General features: G+C 64.8%; 13 protein-coding genes. 6 read left to right on the top strand and 7 right to left on the bottom strand.

The window, feature by feature from the left end:
- Positions 1-20: 20 nt before the first annotated feature.
- The gene (locus ACWW36_RS10970; protein ID WP_456141560.1) at positions 21-974 is read right to left on the bottom strand and encodes a DNA polymerase domain-containing protein; all 954 of its coding nucleotides are present in this window, start codon (positions 972-974) and stop codon (positions 21-23) included.
- 111 nt (positions 975-1,085) lie between these two features.
- On the opposite strand from ACWW36_RS10970, the gene ACWW36_RS10975 reads away from it, so the two are divergent.
- Together ACWW36_RS10975 and ACWW36_RS10980 are read left to right on the top strand one after the other, a co-directional pair.
- On the top strand, positions 1,086-1,643 hold the full coding sequence (locus ACWW36_RS10975; protein WP_456141561.1) for a CsbD family protein: 558 nt from the start codon (positions 1,086-1,088) through the stop codon (positions 1,641-1,643).
- 26 nt (positions 1,644-1,669) lie between these two features.
- Positions 1,670-2,311, top strand: a complete 642-nt coding sequence (locus tag ACWW36_RS10980) for an IF2 family translation initiation factor (protein WP_456141562.1) — start codon at positions 1,670-1,672, stop codon at positions 2,309-2,311.
- 3 nt (positions 2,312-2,314) lie between these two features.
- Here the strand turns inward: ACWW36_RS10980 and ACWW36_RS10985 are convergent, their stop codons facing one another.
- Complete coding sequence (locus ACWW36_RS10985; protein ID WP_456141563.1) at positions 2,315-3,121, bottom strand: thioesterase family protein; 807 nt, start codon at positions 3,119-3,121, stop codon at positions 2,315-2,317.
- A 101-nt stretch (positions 3,122-3,222) separates the two neighbouring features.
- Between ACWW36_RS10985 and ACWW36_RS10990 the strand changes: the two genes are divergently transcribed.
- Positions 3,223-4,050, top strand: coding sequence for an SDR family oxidoreductase (locus ACWW36_RS10990; RefSeq protein WP_456142445.1), 828 nt, complete (start codon positions 3,223-3,225; stop codon positions 4,048-4,050).
- Here the strand turns inward: ACWW36_RS10990 and ACWW36_RS10995 are convergent.
- On the bottom strand, positions 4,013-4,627 hold the full coding sequence (locus ACWW36_RS10995; RefSeq protein WP_456141564.1) for a TetR/AcrR family transcriptional regulator: 615 nt from the start codon (positions 4,625-4,627) through the stop codon (positions 4,013-4,015). The genes ACWW36_RS10990 and ACWW36_RS10995 overlap by 38 nt on opposite strands.
- Before the next feature lie 162 nt (positions 4,628-4,789).
- Between ACWW36_RS10995 and ACWW36_RS11000 the strand changes: the two genes are divergently transcribed.
- Complete coding sequence (locus tag ACWW36_RS11000) at positions 4,790-5,143, top strand: hypothetical protein (protein ID WP_456141565.1); 354 nt, start codon at positions 4,790-4,792, stop codon at positions 5,141-5,143.
- Here the strand turns inward: ACWW36_RS11000 and ACWW36_RS11005 are convergent.
- The gene (locus ACWW36_RS11005; RefSeq protein WP_456141566.1) at positions 5,137-6,189 is read right to left on the bottom strand and encodes a M42 family metallopeptidase; all 1,053 of its coding nucleotides are present in this window, start codon (positions 6,187-6,189) and stop codon (positions 5,137-5,139) included. The two genes, ACWW36_RS11000 and ACWW36_RS11005, sit on opposite strands and share 7 nt — an antisense overlap.
- 82 nt (positions 6,190-6,271) lie before the next feature.
- Here ACWW36_RS11005 and ACWW36_RS11010 point away from each other — a divergent pair, with 82 nt between their 5' ends.
- Positions 6,272-7,435, top strand: a complete 1,164-nt coding sequence (locus tag ACWW36_RS11010) for an LLM class flavin-dependent oxidoreductase (RefSeq protein ID WP_456141567.1) — start codon at positions 6,272-6,274, stop codon at positions 7,433-7,435.
- A gap of 4 nt (positions 7,436-7,439) precedes the next feature.
- On the opposite strand, the gene ACWW36_RS11015 is transcribed toward ACWW36_RS11010, so the two are convergent.
- From ACWW36_RS11015 to ligD, 3 genes are all read right to left on the bottom strand, one after another.
- Positions 7,440-8,120 carry a GAP family protein gene (locus ACWW36_RS11015; protein WP_456141568.1) on the bottom strand — a complete coding sequence of 227 codons (681 nt, stop codon included), beginning with the start codon at positions 8,118-8,120 and terminating at the stop codon, positions 7,440-7,442.
- 133 nt (positions 8,121-8,253) lie between these two features.
- Positions 8,254-8,661, bottom strand: a complete 408-nt coding sequence (locus tag ACWW36_RS11020; protein ID WP_456141569.1) for an STAS domain-containing protein — start codon at positions 8,659-8,661, stop codon at positions 8,254-8,256.
- A 117-nt stretch (positions 8,662-8,778) separates the two neighbouring features.
- A complete protein-coding gene (ligD, locus tag ACWW36_RS11025) occupies positions 8,779-10,011 on the bottom strand; it encodes a non-homologous end-joining DNA ligase (RefSeq protein ID WP_456141570.1) in 1,233 nt (410 codons plus the stop codon).
- A gap of 65 nt (positions 10,012-10,076) precedes the next feature.
- Here ligD and fadD2 point away from each other — a divergent pair, with 65 nt between their 5' ends.
- Positions 10,077-11,771 (top strand): long-chain-fatty-acid--CoA ligase FadD2, encoded by a 1,695-nt coding sequence (fadD2, locus tag ACWW36_RS11030; RefSeq protein WP_456141571.1) that lies wholly within the window; start codon positions 10,077-10,079, stop codon positions 11,769-11,771.
- Positions 11,772-11,923: the final 152 nt, after the last annotated feature.

Below are 11,923 nucleotides of genomic sequence, written 5' to 3' on the forward strand. Positions count from 1 at the left end.
TTTCTTCCATTCTTTTTATCTCAGCCGGTGGTTCTGCGTGCCCGGGCGCGACGCTTGCCTTCATGCATGGCGGCCACTCGAGCGACAGGGATCGTGTGACCCTGCTCGATGAGATCGGCTGGTAGGCGCTGCGGGGCCGGCATCTGCTCACCCCAGGGATCGCGCCCGGCCAGGGCGTCGATCGCGGTGTGCACCGTGAAGCCGGCGGGGGTGGCCCGGTCCAAATCTGACCAGTCCAACGGAAACGACACCGGTGTGCCCGGACGCAAGCGGGGGCTGTACGCGGCGACGACGGTCGCGCCGCCGGCGCGAGTCGAATCCACGAATACTTTGCCTTCGCGGTCCTCCACGATGAACGCCGTCGTTGCCAAGCCGGGATCGAGAGCTTCGGCACGCGCGGCGAGCGCTCGGGTTGCCGCGGCCACATCGTCTACCGGCGCGCTGTCGTCGATCGGCACGAACACGTGCAGGCCCTTTGCGCCGCTCGTCTTGACGACGCCAGCCAAGCCGCTATCCACCAGCGCCTGACGCACCAGGAAAGCGACCGCGACCGCCGCGCGGAAATCGGCTGAGGGCGGGTCGAGGTCCAGCACCAGGTGCGTCGGCCGATAGATGTTGTCCGCCAAGCCCAACGTCGGGTGGTATTCGACGGCGCGCTGATTGGCCAGCCACATCAATGTCCTGCGGTCGTCACATATCGGGTAGTGCACTTCTCTCTTGGACGCTTCCGCCCAAATCGGTACCGTTCTCACCCAGTCAGGGGTGTACTTCGGCGCGTTCTTCTGCATGAACGGCGCCTGCCCACGCAGCACGCGCATGACCGTAAGTGGACGTCCGGCCAGTCCGGGCAAGATCCGGTCGGCCACCGCGTCCAGGTAATCCACCAAGTCCCGCTTGGTGGCGTCGGCGTCGGGGCTCAGTGGTTGATCGAGGTTTGTCAGATCGACCCCGGCGCGCTGCTCCCCGCCGCTCATGTGGCCACCCTATGCAGAACGGCGCAGCCGCAGTGGCGCACACCACATTGGGTTTGGTTTTTCGTGTCGGTGGAACCTGAGGGGCAACCGACGCATGAGGGGTGACGACAGATGAGTGGATCCGGTAAGGCGCACGAGACGCGCAAGGGGTTGATCGACTCCGTGAAGGGCAAGGCGAAGGAAGTCCTCGGGGCCGTGATCGGCAACGATTCGCTGACCGCGCAGGGGCAGCTCGAGCAGACACAAGCCGAGCAGCGCAAGGAGGCCAGCCGAGTAGAGTCGCTCGCCGATGCGGAGGCGGCGAAGGCCCGCGCTGAGGCGGCTGATGCCAAAGCCGAAGGGGCAGCGGAACGAAGCGCGGTGAACGCCGAGGCGGCGGCGAAGGAGACCGCGATCCGCACGGAACAGGCCGCGCAGAAGCGGTCTGCCGAGCAGGCTGCGCATCAAGATCTCGCCAAGCAACAGGCTGAGGCCGAACGTGACGCTCAGCGCGAGGTCGAGAGCGCGAAGGCGGAGGAGCGCGAGGATGTCCGCGCCGCGAGCGAGGAAGTCGCAGATGCGCTCGACGACCATCAGGACGCGGTCCGGGAATCGGCCGTTGCCCGAGCGGAGGCGGACCGCATCAGGCGGCAGGCCGACAGTTTGACCAAGAACGCCGATCTGCCCTGAGAAGCGGCAGGAAACAGGAGCTACCGATGAACATCACCGATATCCCGTTCGCAGTGTTGCGATTCCAGTACCAGCTCGCGCGATTCCCGCTTCAGTTGATCGAAGACCGTGTGGTCGCCCGGATGGATTCCGAGGCGCCCGCGCGTCTGTTCTACGAGCGCTCACTGGGGCTGCTCGATGCGACGGTTGGCAATGCCCTTGGCGCTCCGGAGTTGGAGCAGCGCGGAGCTGCGCTTGTCGAGCGCAGCGACGAGCTCCGTCGCGCGGCCCGGCTCGACGCGGCCGCCACCGAAAACATCAAGCAGGCGGATGCCAACGTCAAGGTGACGCGCGAAAAGGCCGCCGAGGAAAGCGAAGAGGCGCATGCGGAGGCCGAGCGCGAGGTCCAAGCAGCGCGCGAAGAAGCGCAGGACCGCAAGCGCGCCGCTGTTGAAAGTGCCGAAAAGCGCATTGGCGCGGTCCGAGAACAGGCCGACGACGTCGCCGCCCGGCGTACGAGCGCCGTTGAAGTCGCCAAGCGCGAAGAAGAGGCGCAGATCCGCGCTGCCGAGCGAACCGTTACTACAGCAGCCGATGCGCAGTTGAAGGACGCGCAGGAGAAGCGCAGTGAGGCGGCCGCCAAGCGCGCACAGGCCGACCGTATAGAGGAACTGGCCGACGAGGTCTGAGCCTCAGCGGCGCCGCACAAGCTGCGCCTGCTGAATGGCGGCGACGGGCCCACGTTCGTCGAACAGCGTGCCGACGGATACGCCGACTCCGTCACCGCCGTAATGGGTTTCGGCCCGTACGCCAATCCAGTCGCCCTCGGGCACGCGGTGGATGTGCACGACTAGATCGGTGTTGAGGAAGGTCCATTCCGTCAACGACAACCGGCTGCCCATCCCGTTGGCGATGTCCGCCACCGAGAACAGCCGCTCCATCGGCGTGAGCGTTTCACCTTTGACGAGATCTACTACCGGCCGAGCCCAGCACTCGGCGGGTACGTCGTACAGGATGTCGTTGAGCCAGCGCCAGTCCAGGCTCTGGATGTAGGTCTGGTTTGTGTTGTCGTCGGGATGCCGTCGGCGCCCCTCGCTGAGCGGCCGCAGCGGCGGGGCAGGGGTGAAGAACAACTCGTCGGTGTCGTGCTGCTGGAAGCGCCACGCGTTGGCCTTCGCGACGGGCCTTGGCTCACCGGACGGTCCGGGCGCCAGCATCTCGGCGCCGATGAGTTCGATCTTCGTGCCGGAACGTTCGACTCGTGCGCGAACCCACAGCTGGTCGGATACCGGTACCGGTCCGAGCAGGTCCACTACGACACGACTCAGCCTGGAGTCGTCGCGAGGTGTGCAGCGTTCCAGCGCGCGCACCAGCAAAGCGGATACCGGCGCCGCGTTCTGCATCGATGCGCCCCACGTGCTGATCACGTGGTCGGATGCGCTGAACATCTCGCCTTGCGGATGGTCCGGGTCGACGAGTTCGTAATAGGCGTCGGTCACCGGTGAACAGTATCGAAAGCGCAACGGGATCGCCTTCGATAGGTGGCGTCATGTACGTTCCGATAACGAGACAAAACGTCTCGCATGAAGGAGGTCGGATGGTGGCTCGGGACGTGCTGGTCGTGATCGGTGTCGGCGGCATGGGGCATGCGATCGCCCGCCGCTGCGGGTCGGGCAAGAAGACACTGCTGGCCGATTACAACGAGACGACGCTGGACGCGGCCGCGTCGGCGCTGTCCGCAGATGGCCACGACGTCCATACCCGTCGCGTCGACGTTTCCTCCGCCGAGTCCGTCACGGCACTCGCCGAGGAAGCCGCGTCGCTGGGCACGGTCACCCAGGTCGCCCACACCGCCGGGCTCTCGCCGTCACAGGCCGACAGTGCCGCGATCCTGGCGGTCGACCTGCTCGGCGTCGCGCTCGTTCTCGACGAATTCGTCAAAGTCGTCGCGCCGGGAGGGGCGGGCGTCGTCATCGCGAGCATGGCCGGCCACATGTTCCCGCCCGTGACGCCAGAGCAACAGCACGCGCTGGCACACGCACCTGCGGCCGAATTGTTGCAACTGCCGTCCGTCAGTCCGCAACAGCTCAGCGAGCCCGGTATTGCGTATGGAATCGCCAAGCAGGCCAACCATATTCGGGTTCGGGCCGCGAGCACTGCATGGGGAAAGCGCGGCGCTCGTATCAACTCGATCAGCCCCGGCATCATCTCCACGCCGATGGGTCAGGAGGAGCTGAACTCGCCGGCAGGAGATGGCATGCGGGCGATGGTCGCGATGTCGGGGACGGGGCGCATGGGAACTCCCGACGACATCGCCGCTGCGGCCGCGTTTCTGCTCGGGCCGGATTCGTCCTTCGTCACGGGGACCGACCTGCTCGTCGACGGGGGCGTCATCGCCCTGAACGTCGGCGCGCCGACGGCGAGCTGAGGCCCGCGACGAGGGCGTCGACGAGCCCGTCAAAATGACCGAGGGTTTCGTCGGTTGTCGAGCTGCGGGACACCACGCGGTACAGAATCGCCCCGATCACGGCATCGGCCACGGCCTCCAGGTCGACTTCCTCTCGGATCACACCCGCGTCGACGCCCAGTTGAAGTCGCTGTATGACCGCGTCGTGTTGCGGCCCGGTGAGTTGACGGTAAAGGGCCTCTCCGTCGTACGGATCATCGGCCGCAGCAGCGGCCAGCGCCCGCACAAGGGCCGAATTCTGCGGCGCCTCAAGGGCCTTCGCATTCGTGTGCAGCCACGAGCGCAGGTCGGCGGCGATGTCACCCGTGTCGGGCAGTTCGAATCCGCCTGGATAAGCGTCCAGGATCGCCTCGGCCACGAGCGGCGCTTTGGACCGCCACCGACGGTAGACGGTCTGCTTGCCGACCCCGGCGTGGTTGGCCACTCGGTCCATGGACAACGCGGCGTAGCCGGATTCAATCAACAGCGCGCGGGTGGCCGCGAGAATCGCGGCATGCACGGTATGGCTGCGCGGACGGCCCCGTCGCGACTCCGTCATAGACGAAGCTTATGCCGACCGCCGGGCTGCAAGGCCGCCAGCTCTGGCAAATCCCCCGCCGCGCTGATCATCGGTACGTTCGAACGCGGAGTCTGTCCGGTTCAGTAGCGGCAGTGCCGATTTCGCCATAATTGACGCGCTCCAGTAGGACAATGCTCGTTTATGACCACCCCGTCAAATCCGCTCGCGGGTGTATGGGGAACCCCGCGGGATCACGAACTGGGCATTAGGCACGCACGCCGGATCAGCCGGCGCTGCGCGGGCGTCGGTGTGGGGATCGCGCCCACGCGGCTGCAGCAAATAGCGGCGGGCGCTCCGTGCGACGCACGTGAACTGACCGATCTCAAATTCGCGCTCACCGCCACCGCGATACAGCACGAGGAACGCGTCACCAGGTTCGAGCGCAGACGTCGCAGCGGCATCCAGGCGCTCATCGTCGCCGGCGTGGTCCTCGTCCTGCTGAACCTGCTCATCTGCATGGCCTACGTCGTGTTGAGCATGACCCAGCACTACTGAACCAGGAACTCGACCAGCACCTCGGTCATCGCGGGGATGGCGTCGCGCGGAATGACTTCGTAGCCGTGGGTGCTCAGCGTCGGCAGGCAGAGTAGGCCGGCACGGGGCGACAGGCCGCTCGCCTTCGCATGCGACGCATCGGATTCGAACGCGCCCAGCACCGCGGGCTGAGGTGACAGACCCAATTGCGTTGCGATATCCATCAATCGGTCAGCGACATCCTTGTCGTACACGCACTGCGCATCGCTGTAGCCGACGATCGGGCCGCCGGCGACCGTCGTGCCGTACTCCGCCTCCGCGGGGCCTACCTCCAGCGCCAGCGTCAGATCACCTGGAAGCGTTCGGCTCGCATAAGAACCGCCGATACCGCCGATCTCTTCGTTGGTCGTGAATACGAAAAACGTGTCGGACACCGGGCCCTGTCCACGCTCACGCAGTTGCCGCGCCGTCTGCAGTAGCGCCGTCACTGCAGCCCGGTCGTCCATGAAATAGCACCCGAGGTAGTCACCGACTTCGACCAGTGTCCGCTTGCTCCGTTCCACACACACCCGTGTTCCCGGCCGAACGCCCGCGCCCGACAACTCTTCCGGTGTGCGGCCGGTGAAGACGTAGACGTGCATCCAGTCCAGCGCCTTGTCGCCTTCGTCCGGCTTGGTCTCCCAGATCTGCTGGCTCTCCTTCGTCGTGTGCTCAGATCCCAGCGTCAGCACGCCGCAGATCGTCTGGTGCTCGCCGAGCACAGCGACGGGACCCAGCCCGAAGTTGCCCGGATACATGGTTCCCAGCTGCGTCAGGTGCAGCGAGCCGTCCGACTTCACCCGCTTGACGAGCATCGAGAGCTCGTCCATGTGCGCCATCACCCGCGTTGCGGTCGAACTGTCTTTGCCGCGGACGAGGCCGACGAGGTTGCCCGCTTCGTCGACCCATGTTTCGTCGACGACGGGCGCGAGCTCCCTGCGGCAGACATCGCGGACTGCGTCCTCCTGGCCGCATGGTCCGTACGTGCCGAGCAGCTCTTGCAGCAGCTTGTACTCCCGGTCGGTCACACCGACCAGTTACCCGTGATCGCCTTTGACGAACCGGCGCGGGCACTAACCTCAGGTCATCGTGACCGCAAAGGGGCAGCCAATGGCCAAACTCAGGTTCGGATACTTCATCGCGCCGTTCCACCGCGCCGGCACCAATCCGACACTCGCACTGCAGCGCGATCTCGAGTTCGTCGAACACATCGACGCCGTCGGTTTCGACGAAGTGTGGATCGGTGAGCACCATTCGGCGGGAAGCGAGATCATCAGCTCACCGGAGATATTCATCGCTGCGGCCGCTGAGCGCGCGAAGCGGATCCGATTCGGCACCGGCGTGATTTCGCTGTCGTATCACAACCCGTTGTGGGTTGCCGACCGGTTGATGCTGCTCGATCATCTCACCCACGGCCGCATCATCGGTGGCGTCGGACCCGGCTCTCTGCCAACGGATTCCGCGATGATCGGGCTCACTCCGACCGACACGCGTGAGCTACTCGAGACGAACCTCGACATCGTTGTGCGGCTTTTGGCAGGCGAGACGGTGTCGGCCAAGACCGCGACGCACGAATTGTTCGACGCACAGCTGCAACTCGCGCCGTACTCCGACGGCGGCATCCCGCTGGCGGTCGCCGCGGTGGCTTCGCCGACGGGAGCGCGGCTGGCCGGTAAGCACGGCATCGGCCTGCTGTCCATCGGGGCCACTCTCGTCGTGGAGGGTTTCGACGCGCTGGCCTACCACTGGGGCATCGTCGAGGAGCGTGCGGCCGCATTCGGTACTCAGGTGGATCGCGCGAACTGGACGTTGGTGGGACCGATGCACATCGCCGAAACCGAAGAACAGGCCCGCGCCGACGTCAAGTTCGGAATCGAGCCCTGGTTCCGCTACTTCCAGAAGGTGGCCGCCTTCCCGCAGATGACGATTCCCGGCGAGCAGCTCGACGACATGATCGACATCATCAACGACGCCGGGGCCGGTGTTATCGGCACGCCGGAACGGGCGCGCGCACAGGTGCAGCGGCTATGGGATCAGTCCGGCGGGTTCGGTTGCTTTCTGCAGATGGGCCACGAGTGGGCGAACCCCGCGGCGACAAAACGGTCCGCGGAACTGTTCGCCGCCGAGGTCATTCCCCACTTCCAGGGCCAAGCGCAACCGACGCTCGATGCGGCGGCACGGGCCAGCGGAGTGCGTGAAGAGCTCGCCCAAACACAGCTGCAGGCCATCGACCACATGACGAAGAAGTACCAGGACGAAATCAAGCCCGAATGAGGGGCTACATCGCGCGAAAGCCGGTGAATACCAACAACAAACCGACGGCGAGCAGGATGCCGGCCATCAGCATCGCGTGCTGACGCTCCATCCATTCTTTCAGCCGTTTGAGCGCACGATCGACGCGGTCACCCGCCACCACGTAGGCCAGTGTCGGTACGGCGACCGTCGACGCCGCCAACGCCGAGTAGTAGACAACAGCAAGCCAGGTACCCGGCAGACCCCACGCTGCCGTACCGATCACCAAACCCGCCGCGGCATTCATCAGCAGCACCTTCGGATTGACCACAATCAACCCGAAACCGAGAGCGAACGCGGCGGTGGGCGTGATTCTGCTCAGCCGGTTCAACCACGAGGGAGTCGTCGCGACGGTTGACCGGTGACGGGTCGCCCAGCGCCATACACCGATCGCGATCAGCACGGCGCCCGCCACGATGCGCACCCAGGCAGACCAGCGGGGTGCCGGCTGGTCGAGGCCGTCGAGTAAGCGCGGCACTTGTACGAAGACGGCGGTCGTTGCGATCAGGCCGGCCGTCCAGCCGAGTAGGAACGCCAGCCCGGTGGGCCGTGGCCGGTCGGACTGCAGAATCAGCATGACGGCCGGGATGATCGACACGGGCGAGGCCGCGACAACGAGGGCCAGGGGGACGAGCTCGCCGAACACCGTTCCCCAACCACCCGACACGGGTGATGACTATAAGCGGGTTTGCGTCAGTGGCTCGTCAGAGCGAGAGTCTGCCCGCGCGACTTCTGACGCCGGCCGTGCACCAAGAACCTCAACCACCGGATATCGATAAGCACTGTGATAAGCCCTGTCTCTAAGCGCTCTTAGTGAGAAGCGGAAGCAGCCGGCGGCGCTCGAGCATCTCGTCAGCGAAATGGTTGAGCGCATCCGCGACCGAACCATCGGTCGGCACCTCGATCTCGGCGAGGCGCAATGTGCGGTGTACCGGTTGGCTCGCCACCAAAGACCACTCGACGCCGGCGGCCGTGCACGCATCGTCGATGTCGTAGAGCAGCGAAACAATTTGCGGTGACGCTGAACTCACGCCGCTGAGGTCCAGAATCACCGGCTTCTCGCGAACGACGAAGCGCTTGGTGTGCTGACCTACCCGGTCGAGGTTCGCATCGTGCAGGCTGCCGCTGATCGACACCACTGTCGCCAGCTGACGGCTGTGCGCTCGAATCCGGGCGCCATCGCAGTCGAATGCCGGATTACCGTACATCCGCAGCCTCCCTTGATCGCCCGACCTGTCACTGACGGTAATGAGCCGAAGTAAGGCAACGGGGAGTAACCGCTAATACTTTAATAAGAACCGGTTTTGGCCTTGACAGCAAACTGATCAGCCGCGACGCATCCACTGCGGTCCGGAATAGTTCTCCCAGGGGTTGTAGTCGGCAAGAAGCGGTTCCTGCTGCGGCCTCTCCTGTTGGGGGACGTGCTGCAGATTGATTCGGATGCGATACCAGATCGAACTGGGGCCGCGCATGCCGTCCACGAGAATGTCTGCGGGTTCCAGTTTTTCAGCTACCGACGGGTAACGTTCGCGCCACTGGTCGAGTGCGGCCATCGCTTCGTCCTTGGTCTTGGTTCGGGCGATCTCGATCAGCGGCATCACGGACTCTCGCCTGCCGGTCCCCTTCTTTGCACCCTTCGGCGCCTTCTCGGCAGGCCCCAACCGGTCCGCGAGATCGAGCAGTGCGTCCAGCGAGCCGGTGTGGTCGTCGATTGCCTCCCACGGGTCGCCGTGTTCGAAGCGCTTCGGCACAGTCGCGATCGTGAACGCCTCCGGTCGGCAGTCGGCGACTTCATCCCAGTACAGCGGCGTCGACACCCGGGCATCCGGCGTCGCGCGGACCGAGTACGCCGAGGCGACGGTGCGATCGAAGGCGTTCTGGTTGAAGTCCACGAACACGCCCTCGCGTTCTTCTTTCCACCACCGAGCCGTGGCCAGTTCCGGCGCCCGCCGTTCCACTTCGCGGGCTACCGTCTGTGCGGCCAGCCGGACGAACTTGAAGGGCCACCGCCGCTGAATGCGGGCATAGATGTGAAAGCCGCGCGACCCCGACGTTTTGGGCCATGCGGTCAGGCCGTGTTCCTCGAGGACTTCCCGGGCAACCAGTGCAACGTCGACGATTTGCTGCCACTCGACGCCCGGCATCGGGTCGAGATCGACGCGCAGTTCGTCCGGATGTGCGAGATCGTCGGCGCGAACGGGGTGCGGGTTGAGGTCGACGCATCCGACGTTCACCGCCCAGGCCAGGCCGGCGGCGTCGTGGATGACCGCCTCTTTCGCCGAGGTGCCCGATGCGTACTTGAGTTCCGCGACATCCACGAAGTCAGGTCGCTTCTCTGGAGCCCGCTTTTGGAATATGGCCTCTTCGGTGATGCCCTTGACGAACCGCTTGAGGATCATCGGCCGATCGGCCACGCCGCGCAGCGCACCGCCGGCGACAGAGATGTAGTAGTTGATCAGGTCGAGTTTGGTAACCCCGATCGCTGGGAAAACGACCTTGTCAGGGTGGGTGATGGACACCTGCCGACCGTCCACATCCAGCGTTAGTGGAGCGGCCATGTGGCCATGGTAATTGCGCTCAGCATTCGGGCCGCGGTGCGACGAGCGTCACATATGGTGAGGTTATGCCCAAGCTAACTGATCTTCCGCTGCAGGCAGTCGGCAAAATCCAGCAGCTCGCCGAGCGTGGCTCAGCCGAACTGCATTACGCCCTGAAGATGCTGGAGGCCGGCGCGTTCAAGATCGAGCCGCCGCAGAATGTCGCCGCGATGGTCGCGGACATCCGCCGTTGGGGCGAATTCGGCATGATTCCGGCGCTCAACGCACGCCGTACGCCCGACCGCACCGCGATCATCGACGACTTCGGCGAAATCACGTTCAAGGAACTCGACGACGCCGCTCACGAGGTCGCGAACGGTCTGCTCGAGAAGGGTGTGAAGGGCGGCGACGGTGTCGCGATCCTGGCGCGAAACCACCGCTGGTTCTTGATCGCCGTCTACGGCGCGGCGCGCACGGGTGCCCGCATAATCCTGCTCAACAGCGAGTTCTCCGGACCGCAGATCAAAGAGGTCGCCGAGCGCGAGGGCGCCAAGCTGATCATCTACGACGACGAGTACTTCGATGCGGTGTCCAAGGCCGATACGCCGCTGGGCAAGCTACGCGCTTTGGGCACCAACCCCGATAAGGAGGACTCGTCCAGCACCGACGAGACACTCGAAGACCTGGTTGCTCGCAGTAGTGGCAAGCCCGCACCCAAGGTGACGAAGCATTCGTCGATCATCATTCTGACCAGTGGCACCACCGGAACTCCCAAGGGCGCCAACCGCAGCACACCACCGTCGTTGGCGCCGATCGGCGGCATCCTGTCGCACGTGCCGTTCAAGGCGGGCGAGGTGACGTCGCTGCCGGCACCGATGTTCCACGCACTGGGTTATCTGCACGCCACCATCGCGATGATGCTCGGCGACACGCTGGTCCTGCGGCGGCGCTTCAAGCCGCCGACAGTCTTCGAAGACATCGAGAAGCACAAGGTGACTGCCGTGGTCGTCGTCCCGGTCATGCTGTCCCGGATGCTCGACGCGCTGGAGAAGATGGACACCAAGCCGGATCTGTCGTCGCTGCGGATCGTGTTCGTTTCCGGATCGCAGCTCGGTGCTGAACTAGCGCAGCGTGCTTTGAAGGACCTAGGTCCGGTCGTGTACAACCTTTACGGCTCAACGGAAATCGCGTTCGCCACCATCGCCAGGCCCAAGGACTTGGAGAAGAACCCCGCGACGGTGGGGCCGGTCGTCAAGGGCGTGAAGGTGAAGATCCTCGACGACAACGGCAATGAGCTTCCGCAGGGTGAGGTCGGCCGGATCTTCGTCGGCAACACCTTCCCCTTCGAGGGCTATACGGGCGGCGGCCACAAGCAGATCATCGACGGCCTGATGTCGTCCGGTGACGTCGGCTACTTCGACGAGAACAACTTGCTCTACGTCAGCGGCCGCGACGACGAAATGATCGTGTCCGGCGGCGAGAACGTCTTCCCGGCAGAGGTCGAGGATTTGATCAGCGGCCACCCGGAGGTTGTCGAGGCCACGGCACTCGGCGTGGAGGACAAGGAGTGGGGGCACCGGCTGCGCGCCTTCGTGGTCAAGACCGACGACGCCAGCATCGGCGAGGAGGACATCAAGTCCTACGTCAAGGAGCATCTGGCCCGCTACAAGGTGCCTCGCGAAGTGGTCTTCCTCGACGAGCTGCCGCGCAACCCGACGGGCAAGGTGTTGAAGCGCGAGCTACGTGAAATGGACGTAGACGGAGACGACGAGAAAAGCTAAGTTCGGCGGCGCCTAGCGTCGAAATTGCACTCAGGGTCGTGAATCGTCAAGCGCCACAGCGCTCGAAGCTATCGGGAACGGCGTGGACGGAAGGGACCGCGATCACCACGGGCCGTTTACGTACCATGACAGGCAGCCGGGAAGATTCCTGC

The sequence above is a fragment of the Mycobacterium sp. MMS18-G62 genome, from assembly GCF_053877835.1.

Coding starts and splice junctions, on each gene's coding strand:
- ACWW36_RS10970 (WP_456141560.1), bottom strand. CDS start 974: ATGAGCGGCGGGGAGCAGCGCGCCGGGGTCGATCTGACAAACCTCGAT.
- ACWW36_RS10975 (WP_456141561.1), top strand. CDS start 1,086: ATGAGTGGATCCGGTAAGGCGCACGAGACGCGCAAGGGGTTGATCGAC.
- ACWW36_RS10980 (WP_456141562.1), top strand. CDS start 1,670: ATGAACATCACCGATATCCCGTTCGCAGTGTTGCGATTCCAGTACCAG.
- ACWW36_RS10995 (WP_456141564.1), bottom strand. CDS start 4,627: ATGACGGAGTCGCGACGGGGCCGTCCGCGCAGCCATACCGTGCATGCC.
- ACWW36_RS11000 (WP_456141565.1), top strand. CDS start 4,790: ATGACCACCCCGTCAAATCCGCTCGCGGGTGTATGGGGAACCCCGCGG.
- ACWW36_RS11010 (WP_456141567.1), top strand. CDS start 6,272: ATGGCCAAACTCAGGTTCGGATACTTCATCGCGCCGTTCCACCGCGCC.
- ACWW36_RS11020 (WP_456141569.1), bottom strand. CDS start 8,661: ATGTACGGTAATCCGGCATTCGACTGCGATGGCGCCCGGATTCGAGCG.
- ligD (WP_456141570.1), bottom strand. CDS start 10,011: ATGGCCGCTCCACTAACGCTGGATGTGGACGGTCGGCAGGTGTCCATC.
- fadD2 (WP_456141571.1), top strand. CDS start 10,077: ATGCCCAAGCTAACTGATCTTCCGCTGCAGGCAGTCGGCAAAATCCAG.